Source organism: Paenibacillus sp. J31R98, from assembly GCF_056269245.1.
The window spans coordinates 1,477,951-1,497,397 of sequence record NZ_JBWDNO010000001.1 but is presented as its reverse complement, the minus strand read 5'-3'; the positions used below and the strand labels follow the sequence as shown (position 1 = coordinate 1,497,397).

The 19,447-nt window shown below is 47.0% G+C and carries 19 protein-coding genes; 10 read left to right on the top strand and 9 right to left on the bottom strand.

Going from position 1 to position 19,447, the window contains the following annotated elements; all coding sequences use genetic code 11:
• Window positions 1-41 precede the first annotated feature (41 nt).
• From AC0YNX_RS06695 to AC0YNX_RS06685, 3 genes are read right to left on the bottom strand one after another with little or no spacing between them, the layout of a single operon-like run.
• Entirely contained in the window at window positions 42-1,139 is a 1,098-nt protein-coding gene (locus AC0YNX_RS06695; RefSeq protein WP_475815199.1) for a GerAB/ArcD/ProY family transporter, read from the bottom strand.
• A complete protein-coding gene (locus AC0YNX_RS06690) occupies window positions 1,139-2,209 on the bottom strand; it encodes a Ger(x)C family spore germination protein (RefSeq protein WP_475814843.1) in 1,071 nt (356 codons plus the stop codon). Before AC0YNX_RS06690 ends, AC0YNX_RS06695 begins: the two co-directional genes overlap by 1 nt.
• A gap of 25 nt (window positions 2,210-2,234) precedes the next feature.
• The gene (locus AC0YNX_RS06685; protein WP_475815198.1) at window positions 2,235-3,779 is read right to left on the bottom strand and encodes a spore germination protein; all 1,545 of its coding nucleotides are present in this window, start codon (window positions 3,777-3,779) and stop codon (window positions 2,235-2,237) included.
• A 511-nt stretch (window positions 3,780-4,290) separates the two neighbouring features.
• On the opposite strand from AC0YNX_RS06685, the gene AC0YNX_RS06680 reads away from it, so the two are divergent.
• Together AC0YNX_RS06680 and AC0YNX_RS06675 are read left to right on the top strand one after the other, a co-directional pair.
• On the top strand, window positions 4,291-6,027 hold the full coding sequence (locus tag AC0YNX_RS06680) for a proline--tRNA ligase (protein ID WP_475814842.1): 1,737 nt from the start codon (window positions 4,291-4,293) through the stop codon (window positions 6,025-6,027).
• 35 nt (window positions 6,028-6,062) lie between these two features.
• Window positions 6,063-6,515, top strand: coding sequence for a GyrI-like domain-containing protein (locus AC0YNX_RS06675; RefSeq protein WP_475814841.1), 453 nt, complete (start codon window positions 6,063-6,065; stop codon window positions 6,513-6,515).
• A gap of 77 nt (window positions 6,516-6,592) precedes the next feature.
• On the opposite strand, the gene xerS is transcribed toward AC0YNX_RS06675, so the two are convergent.
• Window positions 6,593-7,675, bottom strand: coding sequence for a tyrosine recombinase XerS (xerS, locus tag AC0YNX_RS06670; protein WP_475814840.1), 1,083 nt, complete (start codon window positions 7,673-7,675; stop codon window positions 6,593-6,595).
• A 172-nt stretch (window positions 7,676-7,847) separates the two neighbouring features.
• Between xerS and AC0YNX_RS06665 the strand changes: the two genes are divergently transcribed.
• Window positions 7,848-9,308, top strand: a complete 1,461-nt coding sequence (locus tag AC0YNX_RS06665) for an RCC1 domain-containing protein (RefSeq protein ID WP_475814839.1) — start codon at window positions 7,848-7,850, stop codon at window positions 9,306-9,308.
• Window positions 9,309-9,344: 36 nt separating this feature from the next.
• Here AC0YNX_RS06665 and AC0YNX_RS06660 read toward each other — a convergent pair whose 3' ends face one another.
• A complete protein-coding gene (locus AC0YNX_RS06660) occupies window positions 9,345-9,791 on the bottom strand; it encodes a hypothetical protein (protein ID WP_475814838.1) in 447 nt (148 codons plus the stop codon).
• 149 nt (window positions 9,792-9,940) lie between these two features.
• Between AC0YNX_RS06660 and AC0YNX_RS06655 the strand changes: the two genes are divergently transcribed.
• From AC0YNX_RS06655 to AC0YNX_RS06630, 6 genes are all read left to right on the top strand, one after another.
• Window positions 9,941-10,303, top strand: a complete 363-nt coding sequence (locus AC0YNX_RS06655; protein ID WP_475814837.1) for a GntR family transcriptional regulator — start codon at window positions 9,941-9,943, stop codon at window positions 10,301-10,303.
• 5 nt (window positions 10,304-10,308) lie between these two features.
• Window positions 10,309-11,205: an ABC transporter ATP-binding protein gene (locus AC0YNX_RS06650; RefSeq protein WP_475814836.1), complete on the top strand. Its 897-nt coding sequence runs from the start codon at window positions 10,309-10,311 to the stop codon at window positions 11,203-11,205.
• Entirely contained in the window at window positions 11,205-11,894 is a 690-nt protein-coding gene (locus tag AC0YNX_RS06645; RefSeq protein WP_475814835.1) for a hypothetical protein, read from the top strand. Before AC0YNX_RS06650 ends, AC0YNX_RS06645 begins: the two co-directional genes overlap by 1 nt.
• 163 nt (window positions 11,895-12,057) lie before the next feature.
• Entirely contained in the window at window positions 12,058-12,684 is a 627-nt protein-coding gene (locus tag AC0YNX_RS06640; RefSeq protein ID WP_475815197.1) for a cell wall hydrolase, read from the top strand.
• Window positions 12,685-12,934: 250 nt separating this feature from the next.
• A complete protein-coding gene (locus AC0YNX_RS06635; RefSeq protein ID WP_475814834.1) occupies window positions 12,935-14,341 on the top strand; it encodes an immunoglobulin-like domain-containing protein in 1,407 nt (468 codons plus the stop codon).
• 119 nt (window positions 14,342-14,460) lie between these two features.
• Window positions 14,461-15,024 (top strand): NUDIX domain-containing protein, encoded by a 564-nt coding sequence (locus AC0YNX_RS06630; RefSeq protein ID WP_475814833.1) that lies wholly within the window; start codon window positions 14,461-14,463, stop codon window positions 15,022-15,024.
• 89 nt (window positions 15,025-15,113) lie between these two features.
• On the opposite strand, the gene AC0YNX_RS06625 is transcribed toward AC0YNX_RS06630, so the two are convergent.
• Window positions 15,114-15,599 (bottom strand): C40 family peptidase, encoded by a 486-nt coding sequence (locus tag AC0YNX_RS06625; protein ID WP_475814832.1) that lies wholly within the window; start codon window positions 15,597-15,599, stop codon window positions 15,114-15,116.
• A 265-nt stretch (window positions 15,600-15,864) separates the two neighbouring features.
• On the opposite strand from AC0YNX_RS06625, the gene msrA reads away from it, so the two are divergent.
• The gene (gene msrA, locus AC0YNX_RS06620) at window positions 15,865-16,851 is read left to right on the top strand and encodes a peptide-methionine (S)-S-oxide reductase MsrA (protein WP_475814831.1); all 987 of its coding nucleotides are present in this window, start codon (window positions 15,865-15,867) and stop codon (window positions 16,849-16,851) included.
• Window positions 16,852-17,019: 168 nt separating this feature from the next.
• On the opposite strand, the gene AC0YNX_RS06615 is transcribed toward msrA, so the two are convergent.
• The 3 genes from AC0YNX_RS06615 to AC0YNX_RS06605 form a co-directional block, all read right to left on the bottom strand.
• A complete protein-coding gene (locus AC0YNX_RS06615; protein ID WP_475814830.1) occupies window positions 17,020-17,421 on the bottom strand; it encodes a hypothetical protein in 402 nt (133 codons plus the stop codon).
• Between the two features lie 884 nt (window positions 17,422-18,305).
• The gene (locus AC0YNX_RS06610) at window positions 18,306-18,605 is read right to left on the bottom strand and encodes a Dabb family protein (RefSeq protein WP_475814829.1); all 300 of its coding nucleotides are present in this window, start codon (window positions 18,603-18,605) and stop codon (window positions 18,306-18,308) included.
• Window positions 18,606-18,649: 44 nt separating this feature from the next.
• Entirely contained in the window at window positions 18,650-19,333 is a 684-nt protein-coding gene (locus AC0YNX_RS06605; RefSeq protein WP_475814828.1) for a DsbA family oxidoreductase, read from the bottom strand.
• Window positions 19,334-19,447: the final 114 nt, after the last annotated feature.

Sequence of the window (19,447 nt, the reverse complement as noted above, 5' to 3'; positions counted from 1 at the left end):
GAGTTTGAGTGTTAAAGATTAAGTTGCTAAGAAGGTTCGTACTAAAGATTCTTTTTTGTGTAATTACGCAATTTAAATGCTAGGCTGGCCATAACAAATAATAACGGGATATAGGCAAAGATGAAATAAAATCCGATCTCATTTATGAATTTTCCGAACGCATCGATCTTCGATCGTTCATTAAACATAAGCGATGCGATGAAAAAAGCTGCCAGTATTACTGGCAAAGATAGTCGAGGATTAAACGAAGCAACTCTTTTCAAAATTCTTGTACAGCACCAAATCGGTATGCAAACCGTCGGAATGATGATCAAAAGCCATATGAAAATATATAGATATTCGAACCTTGCAAAGAAGGACAGCTCGATGATTTTCGACATCGCCAAAGTTGGCCATTGCGTCTGTCTAAGTAGTCCCTGTCTAAAATACATGAGGGTCACAGCGACGATTAACGTATATTTGAACGTCGTGAACAACAAGGCGAAATGAGCCCATTTTGCGTTTTCTTCTGCCTTTTTTAAAAATGGAAAATAAATCAGCAGCGCTTCAAATCCGAAGAAAATGAAACCGGAAGATGTAGAGCCCTTCAGCAAATCAACCATAGAATGATTGATTAATGGCATTAATTGGTGAATACTACCTTGTCGAATCGGGAAGTACAGCAGCATAAGCATAGGGACCACAGCCAAATAGAAAAAGCTGTACCCCGCAACAACTCTGAATCCACCGGACACGACATAATAGATTAAGCTAATGAAGAGCCCGGCCATCGCCCATGTTCGAAAGGTTGGAAATACCCATACTTGAATGACTTCAATGTAAGCTCTGAAGTAAAATAGTGCCAGGATGAAGTAATATCCGATTAATAACAGCGAAATGACATTGCCTAGTATTTTACCGAAAATCAATTGATGCAAGTCAATGACGTCTTTTGCGGGATTGCCGAGCACCTTATACATCATCCAGATGATGAGATGCAAGCTCAAGCCAATTAATATTATCGATAACCATGCGTCTTGTCCGGCATGTGTGACAACAAGACTTTGAAAATTAAAAATGTTAGCGGCAGCCTGCGAGGCGCCGATTAAGAAAAATACAAAGTATCCGGAAATCGTATAGTTTTCCTTTACCCGATTCATCACTGCTGCCCAACCCCTACATGTAAAATAACGATTTTCGTTTTCACATCGAAATAGAGCTTCGGATAGATGTCATCGTAAAAACCCAGCTCGTTATAAGCTCTATGCTGCCACCTGTATTGCTCTCCGAAGCCGATCGGGTCAGCGTTGTTCTTTTGTAACCGAAGCAGCATTGTTTTCACTTCCGATGATAATCGGGATTCGATTTGCTTCTTTACCTTTTGCAAATCGTCTTGATTCCGAATGTTATACGTTTTCGGATGTTCTCTTAGCGTTACGGATAATTGAAGGGATATCGCAGCCTTACCATTTTGCGAAGTGTCTATCTTGCTTTTTCCGTGCAGGATGACAAAGGAATACATCTCTTTTGGACGAGTCTCGAAATTATATTCGCCAGTGAGCATTTTGTCATTAAGCAGCTTTACAAATAGTCCTTCTTCGTTGGTTAACCAAAGCTTCAGTTCGCTTCCTTTAAAGACGCCGAGGCCATCCATACGTAATATACCGTGGTCTTGTTTGATCACGGGTAAATAAACGTCCTGACCTTCTCCGTAATATTGATTTAGGAAGGAATGATAGTTCATCTTAGGCATGTTTCCATTCTTCATGTTTTGTTCGATAAGCTCTGACAAGAAAAAAGACGGTTTTTTTGAAGCTTCGGCTATGATCGAGCTTGCTTGCTGCTTTGTTATTACAAGAGTTGCATTACTGCTCTTGATGAACTCTTGATTGATGATATCGGCAAAATCGGAGATCGCTTCTCTTGCGAATGTTTCGCTAATGACCATGGTACGCAATTGTCCCAATTCATTCGATTGGGAAGTCTTGGTTTTAAGGGCTGTAATCGTCCCATACATGATTTTCGACTCCGCTACGATTGGAGATGAGGTTTGATCTTTGGTGGCTTCAATATAGGACGGATAAGAAGCGCTCAGCTTAATCGTATCTCCTTCGATGTCTAACCCTAGGCTTTGGATGATATTAATCCGGTCTACGATTTGTTCTCGCGTGCAGCTTGATAATAACAGGTAAAGGCAACAACAGAAGAGAAGCCTGATATGACATTTCATGTTTCACCCTCCTCTCAACGCAAAGTTATTCATTAGTGAAGTCGTCTCCGATATCATTTCTTTTTTTAGCGAAAAATCTTCTGCTCGAGTTTGGACGCGTAGCAGGAAAGCGATTAGAAAGAAACGGGAAGGAAGAGCGAATAACACTGTCCTTGAAACTGTTAGGGCGAAAAGGGTACATAGGCACAATATAAGGCATACCCAACGATTTCAGGCGTAACAAATGGCCTAAAATAAACATTAACCCGATCATAATGCCTAAACCGCCACATAGGGCTGCTAAGATAATCAACGGAAAACGTAAGAATCGTATTGTATTTGAGATTTTAAAAATCGGCGTGGTAAAGGAAGCCAAGGCAGACAAAGACACGATGATGAGCAATATATTGCTGGTTAAACCTGCTTGAACCGCAGCTTGCCCAAGTATAATGCCTCCAACGATGCCCAGAGTTTGACTGACCTTCGTAGGCAATCTGGATCCGGCTTCGCGAAGCAGCTCGATGGTTGTTTCCAGGAACAGCACTTCCAGCAGCGGAGGGAAAGGAACGTTTGTTCGCGATTCGATAATCGGACCTAATAGATCCCTGGGAATGACGGTGTAATGGAAGGTTAGAATCGCAACATAAAGAGAGGTAGCCAGGATGGAAAACATGATTCCCAAATAGCGAATGAGACGAAAGAACGAACCCATAATCCATGGCAAATAATAATCTTCAGGAGAAATGATATAGCTAAATAAGCAGGAGGGGGCAGTTATGACTATCGGAGATCCGTCGCATAGAATTGCAAGTTCCCCGTTTATCAACGAATACATGATTCTGTCCAGACGTTCGCTGGACAGAAATAATGGGAAGGGAGTATTCGAATTGTCGGTAATAAGCTGTTCAAGAAGAGACGTCTCAAACAGTACGTCATAATCCAGATCCTTGAGCCTCTGTCTTGCCGTATTTACATACAGAGGATTCGTGATTCCGTCCAAATAAGCGATTACGATTCTCGTGCTTGAAAGAGAACCGATGATGAGTTCTTCGAAGATGAGCTTCTCGGATATAATCCCTCTCCGAAGCAAAGACAAGTTAGTATCTATATTTTCGACAAATCCAACCTTAGGACCGATGACGCTGTATTCATTCTCGGTATCGTTATTATCGCGATGCCCCCGTTTTAAATCCGCGATGTCTACGATAAGTCCTTCGTCAAGATTTGAATCCAGCTGTAGAAAAATGGATCCGCGAGCCAAACTGCGTAAAATGTCCTGCAGGTTTGAAGAGGCTTTAATCCCGTCTATAGGAATTAAAGCTTTTAAGTCGTGCAAGTCGTTGATTTCTTCATTTGAGACTTGAATAAAAGAGAGCACATCATGGTGGAATTGTTCTTGGCTGATCAATGTTTTATAGTAAGAAAAATAAACGCATTTGCCATTTGTAGCTAAAGTTGTTTGTAGAAAGTCGTCGGATTTTATACTCTCTTTCAAAATCCTATGTACGTCTGGAAGCATACAATATTCCACCTGTCCAAAAAAATAACTCGTATTATTATGGTGTTCCGGCGAAGAGGTTAAACCTATAATTTAATGAAAGAAAAAATGTTGTCGGAGTAAAAGACTTTAAAGAAAAACGCATGAGATCCAATTTTCAGTTGTTCTGATCGGCATCATCCTTTGTAATGATCTGGAAATTGTTAATCCATTTAATTTAGTTAACATAACTTAAATTACGTAAATTAGTGATTGATAGGTTGAGGCATAACACCGTAATATGCCCGTTGACATCTTCCGCAACTTGTTGTAATTTATTTGACAACAAATTGAACGACATTGATCAAGGATACGCACTTTAGACGATTGACTGCGCTCAGAGAGGGAGCTCTAGGCTGAGAAGCTTCCCGCAGCTGCTAAAGTCGCCCAGCCTTGTAGTCGCTGCAAGGAACATGCTTTCGTATTTGCAGCCGGGTCATTCCCGTTATCAGTAGCAAAAGAGCCTATTATGGGCTGAATTTTGGGTGGTACCACGAGAGCGCGCACTCGTCCCTTAACCAGGGATGGGTGCGCGCTTATTTATTTGGAGGGGGACCCGTATCCGATGAGACAAAAACAAGCTTTCATCCCAACATTGAGAGAAATACCAGCAGATGCCGAAGCGATTAGCCATCAGCTGCTCGTGAAAGCCGGTTACATCCGCCAGCTGACAGCAGGCGTCTATTCGTTCCTGCCGCTCGGTCGCCGAGTTCTTCGCAACATTGAAGCAATCGTACGTGAAGAGATCGATCGCACCGGCGCGCAAGAGGTGCTACTGCCTGCACTGCAGCCGGCTGATCTGTGGCAGCAATCCGGACGCTACGAGGTGTACGGACCGGAGCTCGTTCGGCTGCAGGATCGCAACGGGCGCGAGTTCGCACTTGGCCCTACGCATGAGGAAGTAATCACGCAGCTCGTAGCCGGCGAAATCTCGACGTACCGCAAGCTGCCGGTCACGCTCTATCAGGTGCAGACGAAGTTCCGTGATGAACGCCGCCCGCGATTCGGCTTGCTGCGCTGCAGAGAATTCGTGATGAAGGATGCTTATTCCTTCGATACGGAATGGGCAGGGCTAGATAAGACGTATCGCGCGATGTACGACGCGTACCACCGGATATTTGAACGGTGCGGGCTGCAATTCCGCGCGGTAGAAGCCGATGCCGGCTCTATTGGCGGCGAAGGCGGCACACATGAATTCATGGCGATTGCCGAATCTGGCGAGGATGACGTCGTCACTTGCAGCTGCTGTACGTACGCCGCGAATATGGAGAAGGCGATCAGCCGGGAGACGGTGGATTTTGCATCGGATGGACCTCACTTGTCCGGAATCCAGCGGGAAACGGCTGATCTAGAGAATTTCCATACACCAGGCATGCGCACCATAGAAGAATTGGTCGCAGGACTTGGTGTAAGCAGCACGGAGCTGATTAAGACGCTCCTCTATGTAGCTGATGGTAAGCCGGTTGCAGTCCTCGTACGCGGCGATCATAGCATCAATGAGAAGAAAGTGAAGAATGCGCTTGATGCCATTACGCTCGAGCTTGCAGATACAGAAACGGTCAAACGAATAACTGGTGCAGCAACAGGCTTCGCAGGCCCGGTCGGCCTATCGGTGCAGCTCCTCGTTGATAACGAAGTCAGCATCATGCCGAAGGCGGTTGCTGGCGCTAACGTGACGGATTACCATAGCCGTCATGTCGTGCCTGGTCGTGATTTTGCACTCGCGAAGGTCGGTGATTTCCGCAATGTTCAGGAAGGCGATGCTTGCCCGAGCTGTTCAGAAGGCAAGTTATCGATTATCAGAGGAATCGAGATCGGGCATGTCTTCAAGCTGGGGACCAAATACAGCGAGAAGCTCGGCGCTCAATTCGTGAATGCTGCAGGAGATGCGAATCCAATGATTATGGGCTGCTACGGGATTGGAGTAAGCCGCTTGCTCTCCGCGATCATCGAGCAAAATCACGACGAAGGCGGCATGATCTGGCCAGCGTCAATCGCGCCATACACGGTGCATCTAATCCCAGTCGCGTATCAAGACGCCGCACAGATGGAGGCGGCTGAACGACTGTATGCGGAGTTGATCGCAGCTGGTATTGATGTACTGCTAGATGACCGAGAAGAGCGGCTTGGCGTGAAGCTGAAGGACAGTGATTTAATCGGGACCCCTCTGCGTGTCGTCATCGGGAAAGGGATCGCGGAAGGTATGGTCGAGTGGAAGGAACGCCGCAGCTCGGCACCGGCAGAACGAATCGCGATTACGGAAGTATTGGCTTCCATTCATGCGCATATTGCACAATCATAGAGTATCCTTAGTCTGATCGTACGAGAGGAGTGCCAATGAACTTGAAAGACGTACAAGTGATTCGCGAGCCGAAGACAATTACGATATATGGCGTATCGAGAACGCATCAGGAAGGCACAAGCTACAGTGAGGATGTTCAAGTGCTAATGAATCAGCTGTGGGGCGAGATAGGCGCGAAGAAGCTGCCCCATCTTGGGATCAATCATATGATCTATGCGCAAGATCATGAAGTGATTGCTGGTGTTGAACTGAAGCCGGAAGCGGCGGAGATAACGCACAGCTTGAAGCTATTTACGATTACGCTTAGCTCCTATGCACATTACAAACATATCGGCCCTTATGATCGGCTGTGTGATGCGTATGATCGGATTCGTTCGGCTGCCGCAGAAGCAGGGTTGAAGCTCACGCAACCCGGTATCGAGGTATATGGTCATTGGAATGAAGACGCCTCCAAGCTCGAGACGGAAATCTATCAGTCGGTTGAGTAACAAACACAGGTTTCTCTACAATCTGAAAAACCGCCCTTTGTAAGGGCGGTTTTTCAGTAGTTTGCTCTTTTACAACTTTACGCTTCCTTCTGCCTATCAATCGCCTCAGACATCGTTTTGTCTGTCAGATGCGCATAGATTTGCGTCGTTTCCGGTGAAGCGTGGCCCAGCTGCTCTTGCGTCTTGTACAAATCATTACGCAAGTAATAATCGGTTGCGAATGAGTGGCGCAGCTTATGGACGGACAAGTATGGTTTGCCGAACCGCTTCGCATACTTGATGACCATCTCTTGAATGGCGCGCTTCGTCATGCGTGCGCCTTCCTTCTTGCCATTGGCAATGGCGAGGAAGAGTGCTTTCTCCCGCTTAGGCGCTTTGTACTGCGCTTCCCGCTGAGCGAGATAGAGCTGCAGATCGCGTATCGCTTCTTGGCGGAAGTAGACGGGCGTCTTGAACGTATCGTCGTTCTTTCCTTTTCGATAGACGTAGAGCAGCCGCTTCTTCATGTCGAGATCATCTACGTTCAGATTGAATACTTCCGATACGCGTAGACCAGAATTGAGAATGAGGCTAACGATACTCGTGTCTCTAGTCCGGTTGTTCTGATAGGAGTAGAGCGCCTGCTTATTCGTCGCGACCTCGGTGCCGTAATCCTCGTTGATATAGCGGATAAATTCGTCGATTTCCTGCTCCTGCAGCAGCTTGCCCTCCAGCTTAGCCGCGGTATCCTTGGGCTTCGAAGTCCGTTTAATGGATACTTTAGCCATGACGTTGCGCTTCAGTAGCGGGTAGAACTGATCGTCCTCGGCAATCTGGCTCAAATAATGAAAGAGCGAGCGAAGCGAGGAGAGTTTGCGGGATATCGTCGTTCTGCTATTGGATGAGTCTGGCCGCGTCGCGAGATGCATTTTGAACGTATCAATACTGTCCATGTGCAGCTTCTCCAGCTCTTCCAGCGTCACATCACGAATGGTCGGTCCTGCTGCCAAGCCTTCCGCTAGGAGCCAGCCAAGGAACGTGTCATAGTCGCGTACGTATTCGAGCAGTGAAGAAGGGGAGAGGTCGGGCAGCTTGTACCCGATAAACTTCTCAATATACCAAGGCATGGATGGCGTTCTGCGGTCGAGCTCCTTGCGGTCTTTTACTTTAATGATATTCAAGCTCGTGCCTACCTCCTAACGTCCACGGAATGATTACGCGCGGTATGTAATCTATATGCTTTATTGTAATCATTATCCGTAATGCAGCGCAACATTCATAGAAGCATAAGCGTCATAGGAATATACGTGTACGCAAGCTATTCAGATTGATGATAGAAGGAGACTTTATCCAATGAGACAGTATCGCCGCAGCTTCATTCAGAAGCCACTCATTACGCTCATCATGATAATCACAATGTTGGCAAGTTCACTGCCGAGTCTGGCACTGGCTGAGCAAGCTCCCATATCCAAGCCTGCCTTCACCCAAATCATTGCAGGCACATACTATTCTGCCGCGTTGCGCAATGACGGATCGGTATGGGCATGGGGACGGAATCTATGGTCGGAGCTTGGTATTCAGGAACAGATGGCATCTACCTCAGTTGCTGCACCCGTGCGGCTTGCAGGGCTAACAGATATCGTAGCGATCTCGACGAACAAAGGCGGCTATCAGTTGGCGGTGAAAAAGGACGGCACCGTATGGGAGTGGGGCTCATCGCTAGAGAATGTGAAGAAAGGAATCCTTCCGAGGCAGCTTAAGCCGCTAAGCGGGATGAGCAAGGCGATAGCCGGTTTCGCGTTCGGGTTCGGCCTTCGCTCTGACGGTACGGTATGGGCATGGCCGCGCAGCAAGGAGCCATCCGCAGGAGGCGCTGCCGTCACTGTGGTGCCTTCGCAAGTGAGCGGTCTAACCAATGTGAAGCAGATCACGTCAGTTGGAGATACGGTCTATGTACTGAAGTCAGACGGATCGGTCTGGCAGTTCGCTGCCAAGCTGGACTCCGCTGCAACGAGTTCATCTCAGGTTCAATTGACATCGGCGGCAAGAATTACAGGGCTTCCAGCCCTGCAGCAATTTGCCCCGAACTTTAACGGTGCATTAGCGCTCGACCTGAAGGGTCAGACATGGATCATCTCATTCACGCCTGGCGCGAAGCCGAAGCTGTTCCATCCAGAGCTGAAAGTGAAGGCGATTAGCACCGGTGCCTACAGCTTGACGCTGCTGTTAACGCAAAGCGGAGATGTGTACAGCATCGACATGTTTAACAGCGCGGACAAAGGCAAGAAGATCCGCCTCGCATCACCGATTCAATCGATTGCAGCCGGAACTTATCACGGATTAGCGCTGGATGGCGAAGGTAGAGTTTTCGGATGGGGTGCGGATAATTGGAACGAAACAGGCGGTCCAGCCGTGTCGCCGGATCATATGGTGTATGCTCCCATGCAGGTGCGTCGTGATATTACGATGTTGTCGAACGGGAAGCCACTCGCCACAATCTTCCCAGCTATCATGGTAGGCAGTTCAATCTCCGTACCGCTCAAGGATACGCTTCGCAGCTTAGGCGGCGACTACAAGGTGACGGTGAACAGCAATGCGCAGTCCGTCATGGCGATTACGTATAAAGGCAAGCAGTACGAAGTGCAATATCAAGGCTCACAGGTGCTGTTGAACGGTATAGCTACAGGCGTGACAGTTCCAGCGAACATCGGTTCGACATCAGGTGTCACAATGATTCCGTGTGGCGTATTGAAGAAGATCGGGATTGGCTGTTCGTGGAACTCGCAGACAGGTACTCTCAATATTACCGGTTAATTTTACAGGTTAATCAAGCTGGCGAAGCCGCACTCACTAGGAGTCTCTAGGGTGCGGCTTTTTGTTGTTCTTATCTGTGGAGCGGGTAAAGATCCACCCAAGCAGCGTCTGGTAGATCCAGAGCAGCAAACCGCTTATGCCGAATAACAAGGCGATCGAAGCGGGTACTTGCATGCTCGAAGTGAAGACCAGCAGCACAATAAACGCGAGAGCGCTTGGGATGACGAAGTAGCCGATTAGAGCACCCAGCTGACGTTCAATCCCGGGGTATGGGATCAATCTCGCTGCACAAGCGTCCGCGAATAATGAAAGCGGGACAATGATTAAGACAGTGACAGCAAGCATGAGTAATGAACCAACCGTCAGCTGCCGCTCGAAAGAATAGAAGTAATCCAGCTCAGCAATGACTTCATCATGTCCCCATAATGCAGTTATGAAGGCTAGTGTAAATGCCGTTAGGAGCGAGGCAATCCATTTGCTCAAGCGGGGTCAACTCCTTGGAAATGGGATGTTTCATTGTTTAAGTTACGCTAGGCACATGCGGGAAATAAAAAGGATGGATTGACGTACTACTCAGTTACTTGTATAGTTAGTTACATGAGCAACTAACCAATGTGGTGGTGCGACAAACAATGGCTAATCAAATCGACGACAGTCGTCCCATCTTCGTGCAAATCGCCGAACGAATTGAGGATGACATTATTGAAGGCGGAATGCCTGAAGAAACGCAGGTCCCCTCAACCAATCAATTTGCTGCTTTCTACGGCATTAATCCAGCCACGGCAGCCAAAGGCGTCAATATGCTTGTGGATGAGCAAATCCTGTACAAGAAGAGAGGGATCGGCATGTTTGTGGCAGCTGGAGCCAAAGCGAAGCTGATGGAGAAGCGGAAGGAACAGTTCTACGAGCAATACGTGATCACAATGATTCGAGAAGCCGAGAAGCTTGGCATTACAACGGAGCAATTGACCGAAATGATCCATAAGAGAGGATGAGTGCAGTGAGTACGAAAGTCGTAGAAGCGATACATCTAAGCAAGACATACGGTTCTGTGAAAGCGGTGGACGATGTTAGTCTTACTATTGAACCGAACAAAATCTATGGTTTGCTTGGCCGTAATGGAGCGGGTAAGACAACTATCATGCATATGATTACCGCCCAGCTATTCCAGTCAAGCGGTGAGCTCCGCGTATTCGGTGAATCGCCTTATGAGAATAATCAGGTGCTGCGCCAAATCTGCTTTATTAAAGAAAGCCAGAAGTACCCGGATTCATTCCGCGTCAGTGATGTGCTCGCAGCAGCTGCTTTATTCTTCCCCAACTGGGATAAGACCTATGCGCTTGAGTTGCTTGAGGAATTCCGCGTTCCGCTGAAGCGTCGGATGAAGAAGTTGTCGAGAGGCATGCTCTCTTCTGTCGGTATCGTTATGGGGCTTGCGAGCCGAGCTCCACTGACCATCTTCGACGAGCCTTATCTGGGGCTTGACGCCGTGGCGAGAAGCTTGTTCTATGACCGACTAATGGAGGATTACGCCGAGCATCCGCGGACGATTCTTCTGTCGACGCATCTGATTGATGAAGTAAGCAGGCTGCTTGAGCATATCATCGTGATTGATGGCGGCAAGCTGCTTCTCGATGAAGAGGCGGATTTATTGCGCGGGCGAGCGTATACGATAACAGGTCCAGCGGCGAAAGTCGATACATTCGCCTCAGGAAAGAAAGTCATTCACGAAGAGCTGCTTGGCGGCTTCAAGTCCGTGTCGATCTATGAGAGCTTAGTAGCGTCCGAGCAGCGGAAGGCCGAGTCGCTTGGGCTTGATTTTGCCCCTGTAACGATTCAGCAGCTCATTGTTTATTTAACGAATAACAGCAAATCACGCAAGGAGGCTATCGTCTAATGCATCCTGTACAAGGCGTTGTGAAAATGTATCTGAGAGATCGCTGGGGATGGTTTTACCTTCCGTGGGTCATTCTCTCCTCAAGCTTCTTCGTCAATTTGCTTATTGCCGCAATCATTCCGATAGATGATCAGGTCACGACTGGCGGTCTGCTATCGATCTTTATTTATATCGGCGTTGCTGGCATTCTGTCGATGTCACAGACCTTTCCATTCACTCTTGGGCTTAGCGTCCGTCGAAAGGATTTCTTCATCGGCACACTGCTGATGGTTCTGCTCGTCAGCATCATCACCTCAATTATTCTCTATCTGTTATCCTCGATTGAAGCCTATGGCTTAGTAGGATGGGGAGTGGGGCTGTATTTCTTCCATTTGCCCTATATCAGCGATGGCAATGCAGCTGAGCAGATCATCTTCTTCTTCTCGATTATGCTATTTCTATACGTTGTCGGTTTAACAATCGGTTGCTTCTTCCGTCGGTTCGGCAAGACTGGGATGACTGTGCTTGCAATCGGCAGCATCGCTGTAATAACTTTGTTTGCCTACCTCGCAAGCTATCTCGGATGGTGGGTCCCGATTGTTAATTACTTTGCGGATCATTCTGCTGTCCAACTGGGGTATGCGCTGCTGCCAGTCTCGGTGATCCTAGGCTTCATTGCCTATCTCTTACTGCGTAGAGCGACGGTATAGCAAGGGACCGCTTACCTCAATCTGTAAGTATGAGAGATTTTTTAGAAGATTAGAAATTCCCCTTAAACAACATGGCAGGCGTGTGAAGGTGCTACAATCAGCGTCATACCAAACGTTATGAGAGGAATGAAGCATCTTGTTCAAACAGAAAAAGTTGGCGGCGATGGCATTCGTCATGCTTGTAACGGGGGTTCTCGCGGAACAAGCACCTGTATCTGCTGCAGCTGCCCCTGTACTCAAACAAGGCAGTAAGAGCAATGACGTAGCGGATTTGCAATTCCGGTTGCAGACGCTCGGCTATTATAAAGACACAATCACGACCACATATGGCATGACTACCCGCAGCGCTGTCATAAATTTTCAGAAGGCAAACGGTATTAAGGCGGACGGCATTGCCGGCCCTCAGACGTGGAGGAAGCTGAAGAAGCTCTCGGTCAACAAGCCAGAGCTCTCGAAGCTCGCTCGCATCATCTACTCCGAAGCTCGGGGAGAGGTGTACAAAGGCCAGGTTGCGGTTGGAGCAGTCGTTATGAACCGTCTAATGTCGCCGCTCTTCCCGAAGACGCTCAATGACGTGATATTCGAGCCATACGCCTTCACAGCTGTGGCAGATGGCCAGTACTGGCTGCTTCCGAACAACTCCGCATTTCTCGCTGCGAAGGATGCAGTGCGTGGATGGGATCCGACGAAAAACGCGCTCTACTACTACAATCCAATAACGGCGAAGTCGAAGTGGATCTTGACTCGTAAAGTGACAACGAAGATCGGCAGCCACGTGTTTGCGGTTTAGTATTAATATTTTGTTTTATTGATGAATCCGCCTTCGGGCGGATTTTTTTGTTGTAGCCGCAACCTATTGAAGCTACGGTACGTTTGGAGAGTATAGAGAACGCGATACCAGGGAAGTTAACAGGGGTGAATTACAATTAACACCATTAAAAACATATTTTTCTAATTTACCCCCTGAACACAGCAGATGATGACGAAACGTATCTATAGTGGAGCGTTTTCACTAATTTATGGTGTGGGGAGAGAAGCACATGAAGAAGTGGGCAGTCGTCATGCTCGTCCTATCAATGTTCGCATTCACAAGCAGCACCGCTATGGCGCATGGCAATGATCATAGGGACGACTGGAGCAAGGGTAAGCTGCAATCCTGCAATGAGGTAGTCGCAAGTCTGAATACCATGCTTGCTAAGGTGAAGAATGGCTGGACTCGAACGGTTCTCAAGCGGATGATCGCAGACTTCAAGACAGAATGTACACAAGGCAGCAGCAATGGCAGCCAGAATGACTCTAATCTCGTGAATGCGGATAAATCCGCGCTCGCTCTTACTTACTTGGGCAATGACAACGCAAACTCGGTTACATTGCCGATTATTTTGTCACAGACGGGCAAGAAAGGCTCGAAGATCAGCTGGGTATCCAGCAATCCGAACGTTATCTCTAATGACGGTTTGACCATTCGTCGTTCAACGAACGCCGATATTGTCGTTAATCTAACGGCTGTCATCAAGTATAACAGCGCCTCTGTCAGCAAGACGTTCCGTGTTGTTGTCAAAGCGAATCTGCCCCAAATGACCGATACACAGCGCGTACAGACGGATTCTGCGGCGTTAACGATTACGTTCAACGGCTCTGACACCATGAACAGCGTAACGCAGCCTCTGAAAGAGCTGCCCACAAGAGGCGTGAATGGCTCGACGATCAAATGGACCTCCATGCTGCCGAATGTCATCTCGGGTGACGGCAAAACCGTGGTAAGACCTGACTATGGTTCTGGCAATGCAGTCGTCGTCTTCACGGCAGACATTAAATCCGGCAACTACTCCGAGACCAAGATATTCGTGCTCACTGTAAAAGCGGGTCTCCCGGATGCTCAGCGAGTCGCGGCTGACAAGGCAGCGCTGCAAATTACTTTTGGCGGAACCGATACGATTAATCGCGTAACAAGACCAGTCGTTCTACCTAGCGTTGGACCGAATGGTTCGAAGATTACGTGGTCGTCCAGCGCGTCTAATGTATTGTCGGCGGATGGCAAGACGATTCACCGTCCTGCAGCAGGCTCTTCAGCGAGCTACGTTGCGATGACAGCGGTCATCTCGAGCGGCTCCGCTACCGATGTGAAAGTATTCATCTTGGCCGTTAAACCGCAATTTGCGAATGCAGAGAAGGTCGCTGCAGATAAAGAGGATCTCTCAATTGGCTATAAGGTTGGCGACGTTGCATCAAGCGTTACCGGAGCGGTCACTTTGCCGACTAGCGGATATTACGGTAGCAAGATCGTCTGGTACTCAAGCAATCCATCCTTGCTGACTGACAACGGTACGCTGCTCTATCGACCAGCGTACAACCAAAGCGATATCACCATTACCTTGACAGCTTTCATTAGCAATGGCGACTCCGGAGATATTAAGACTTTCACGGTGAAAGTGAAGCATCTGTAGAAAAGAAAGCTTGGTTCAGGGGATAGAAATGGTTGAACTCTGCAAGACTCGGAGCTATTATAAACGAGAGCAGTATTCGCATTCTTCTATTCCAATTCGAACTGGGAGACTAAAAGGCGATGGAGATTAATTATTGCATGACCTGCGGCGCACCGCTTGAAGTGCGTGACGTAGACGGTACACCTCGTAAAGCGTGTACGGCAGAAGGTTGTAGCTTTGTGCATTGGGGCAATTATAGCGTCGGTGTCGGCGCGCTCGTTGTAAGACAGGAGAAAGTGCTTCTCGTTCGCAGAGCGCAGGAGCCGGGCAAAGGCTATTGGACGAATCCAGGCGGCTATATCGAGCAGCATGAGCTCATTCATGAGACGATCCGCCGCGAGGTCAAAGAGGAGTCCGGCATTGATGCAGAGGTTCGCAGCGTCGTAGCCGTGCGTGATCATCCGCGAGGCATTCATAACGTGTACATTGCATTCGCAATGGATTACGTTGGCGGAGAGCCCGTTCCGGACGGCATCGAGGTAGATGCGGCTGGCTTCTACAGCCTGCAAGAGATGGAATCGATGAATGTCGCCGGCTTTACGAAGTGGCTCGTTGATGTAGCGCTTCACCGGGGCGGCGAAGGATTAGCTGAGGACAAAGACCCGATCGTCAAGTTCGACGGCTACGGATTGTTCCGCATCTAAGCTTGTGTAAGAGCAAGAAGAGCTGGATTGAAATCAGTGCTCATGCACTCATTTCATCCAGCTCTTCTTTGTTTCGAGATATGTTTTCATTAGCTTATAACTCTTCTTGCCGTAACATAAGCTTTCTTCCAGTAGCTTGAGCTCAAATCCGAGATCTCTACGCCTTTGTTCGCGCTATGCAAGATCTTGTTGTTGCCTGCGTAGATCGCAACATGGCTGATGCCGTATCCATTTGTTTTGAAGAAGACGAGATCACCTACGCTGAGGTAGCCTTTTGCCACTTTCTGGCCTTTCAAGGCTTGATCAATGGATGTACGCGGAAGGTTGATATCGAAGTTATCATAAACATATTGCGTAAAGGATGAACAATCGAAAGCATTCGTCATATATGGAACTGCACCGTATAGATAAGGAGTACCTATGTATTTCTCACCGTACGTGATTAGTTCTTTGGCTTTCTCTGTTGCGGCATGCGCTTGCGTTGCCGTGCCGATTGTTAGTGCTGCAAATAAGGTCGTGGCGCAAAGGCTCACACTTAGGGCGCTCTTGAGTAAACGTTTATTTATTGCTTTCAATGTTTAATCCCTCCAGCTTCTACAAGTTGCCATTTGTCATTAACCACTATAACACACGGAAAAACGCCCACTTTTTCCCATTAGGAGTCGAATGCAGGCGTTTTCAAGGGCTGGAGAGGTTTTATGAGAATTCCGTGAGAAATTTCTCATTATTTCTGTGAGAAAGATGAGAAGGCATGGGAGGCTGTCTGATTTGGAAAGATCGGGCAGCTTGAGTTATGATAGAGTTACGGAAATATTCGAAGTAAGAAAGGTGATTAGAGCTATGCATAATGATGAGAATCAAGTTGTTAATGGGCAAGAAGGGCGCTTCGAGCAAGCGACTTTCGCAGGGGGATGCTTCTGGTGTATGGTGACGCCTTTCGATGAGCAGCCGGGTATCGAGAGTGTCGTATCAGGTTATATGGGCGGACATACAGTGAATCCGACTTATCAGGAAGTGTGTTCGGAGACAACTGGGCATGCAGAAGTCGTGCAAATTACGTTTGATCCTGCTATTTTTCCATACGAGAAACTGCTTGAAGTGTATTGGCGTCAAATTGATCCAACCGATGCAGGGGGACAGTTCCATGACCGTGGCAGTTCCTATCGGAGCGCAATCTTCTATCATACCGAGGAACAACGCGTCATAGCTGAACGTTCCAAGGCAGAACTAGCTTCAAGCGGCCGCTTCGATAAGCCGATCGCGACGGAGATCGTGCCAGCAGCACCGTTCTATCCGGCTGAAGATTACCATCAAGATTATCATCATAAGAATCCGCTTCGTTATCGGATGTATCGCCAGGGCTCTGGCCGGGATTCTTTCATCCAGCAGCACTGGAATACGGCCGAGGATCGTGAAGCAAGACGCAGCAAGCTAACGCCGATTCAATATGAAGTTACCCAAAATAGCGGCACCGAGGCGCCATTCACCAATGAATATTGGGATTTCAATGGAGAAGGAATCTACGTCGATATTGTATCTGGCGAGCCTTTATTCAGTTCCGCTGATAAATTCGATTCCCACTGCGGCTGGCCAAGCTTCACGAAGCCAATCGTGAGCTCTAATGTAAAAGAGAAACAGGATCTCAGCCATCGTATGGTCCGGATGGAAGTGCGCAGTGTTGGGGCAGATTCCCATCTTGGCCATGTGTTCGACGACGGTCCTGGACCGACAAAGCTGCGTTACTGTATTAACTCGGCTGCGCTTCGCTTTATTCCGAAGGAAGAGATGGAGCAAGAGGGATACGGTTATTTTCTGAAAGAATTGTAGGAGTGTAGCAGGAGCAGGGCTTTAGGGCGGATATGATAAAAGGTAAAAAGGTAAAATAGATAGAGAAAAACGGGAAAGGGACCTTGGAGTAAATACTCCTTGGTCCCTTTTTGTGATTCATGCATGCAACACTGCCTTGACCCCTATAGACCTCCACCACGAACGATTTTACTCTTTATCAATTGTGGTGATCGTGTCTTCCTTGTACTCAAACTTTACTTTCGTACCTTGTTCCCACTTGGATACCTTATCGGCAAGCTCAGCGCTAATCTTATAGGAGAGCGCACCTACGCCGGTTTCGATTTCAACCGTCTTATCGGCATTAATTCCATTGAATATGCCAGACATAACGACAGGAGCATTGTCCTCGGAAACAGCTTCGTTCGTCGAAGAACTGTTGTTCGTTGCTGCTGTATTCGACGAGGAGTTGCTAGCGGTATTCGAACTCGAAGCGTTTGCTGTAGCGTTCTCAGCAGTATTGTTGCTGCTGTTACCGCAAGCTGTTCCAATAATTGTCAAGGAGAGAACGACAGCAATGATGGACAGCTTCTTAATATGTATGTTTTTCATGATTTCACCTCCAGACGATTAAACGTCAAGGAGATCGGGAAAGTTTCGCTATTTAATATTAAGAGTATGTAAATGCGTTTAGTTGACGCAACTTGTTGTACAGCGCATTGTGAGATGACATGTAACGGAGTTAGTAAAAGATGAGCTTACGGAGGAATCGGTGAATCAAGTGATTGGAACACATCGATGAATAATGAATGAGGGAAATCAAGATTGGTTAACATAATATTAGTTATGTAATTAAAATGAGCTAGGATTAGAAATGTGACTCAGGATTAGGATCATTGAATTTGGAAATGAATCAATCCATAGATCAGATATATTAGTCAGATCTGTAGTCAGATCAGATTAGAATCTGGCACATAGCACATATCTATTATGTTATAGATCGAGCGATCCTGAAGAAGCTGATTAATGGAAATATAACAGTTGGAAATGAAAGAGAAATGAAAGAATAACAAAAGCTCCAAAAAAGGCCACGGGAAAATGCGTTGTTACAAAACTACTTCACAAAACCCGTATTTTATACATATGTCTATATGTAGATTGAAACCCTTATTGTTCACCGATATTCTGCTTGTCTAACGACACAAATTATCAGACATAAGCGACACAAATTATCAGACATATCAGACATTCCCTTTCCCTATCTCTAATCATACCGACGGGCGTGTCATTTGATTCTCCGTTCTTTCTTTGGATATCTGCTGCGTTGTAAACAATCATGGGACAACTCTATCGAGTTGTCCCGGTCCAGGCTGTCGCTGTTTATTTTGATACTTTATTGCATCGCCGATTTGTTCCCGTATTCTTAAGGGAACACATCACGAGTCGTTGTTATTACAATGTCTAGTGTAATTGAGCTGAAAAGTACTGGTTTGCTGTCAATAATCGTAATCGATTACCATAGCACGTGTCGCCTCGAGTTTCCAACGATTAACCTCAAAATCATTATGCAACGCGTGCCTTGTGTATGCAGCATAGTCCTCTTTGGTGCCGAAAACCATAGAAATCCCGTAATCAAAAGGGTTATTTGAATATAGCCGGAACGCACGGAACTGCTTCACGCCTGGGATCTTAGTCAACTGACTCTCGGCATCTCGCATGAAGGTTTCTGCAGCCTCCGAACCTGCCTCATGTTTCAGGTTAAAGATAACCTTATGATGAATACTTGGTTTGTACATAACGTATTTCTCCTCAATATAGATTGGATATTAAAAACGGTTCTTTAACAAGTACCACCACCGCAAATCTCTGTATTATAATCATCTTGAGTTTTAACTTCTTTCCATGCTGACTCAAGTACTTCAGTAAAAGCACCGATCGATTGGGCACCAGAGATGGCGTACTTGCCGTCAATCAAGAAGAAAGGAACGCCTTGTACACCTAATCTAACGGCCTCTATTTGCTCTTCTCTTACGGCGCTCCCATAACTTGTGCTACGGAGTATTTCCGTTGCTTGTTGTGGATCCAACCCTACTTGTTCGGCTAGTGACAGAAGCGTTTCATGTTGCCCGATTGGCAGAGAATCCGTGAAGTAAGCTTTATATAATAATTCGAGAAGTTCTTGTTCTTTGCCGAATTCCCTCGCGAAATGAAGTAAGCGATGCGCGTCATTTGTATTCGCATTTTTTACGGTATCGTAATTCAGAATCAATCCATCTTGTTGTGCCCTTTCAGTAATAGAACGGCTTTGCTTCGCGACACTTTCTATCGTAGTGCCGTACTTGGCGGCTGCATATTCTAAATAATTCTGATCGGTATGCTTCGTAGAATTCGGATCCAATTCATAACTGCGATGAACAACTTCCACTTGATCGCGGTTTTCGAACACTTGCAATGCTGCTTCCAAGCGACGTTTTCCAATATAACAATAAGGACACATAATATCCGACCAAACTTCCACTTTCATGATTATCCTCCTTATACCACGCTCTTAGAGCTATACAATCGTTCTACTCTATTGATTATTTCTTTGTTGGGAAAACTATATCAGATATTCGAAATTAAGATAAGAAGGCTATTT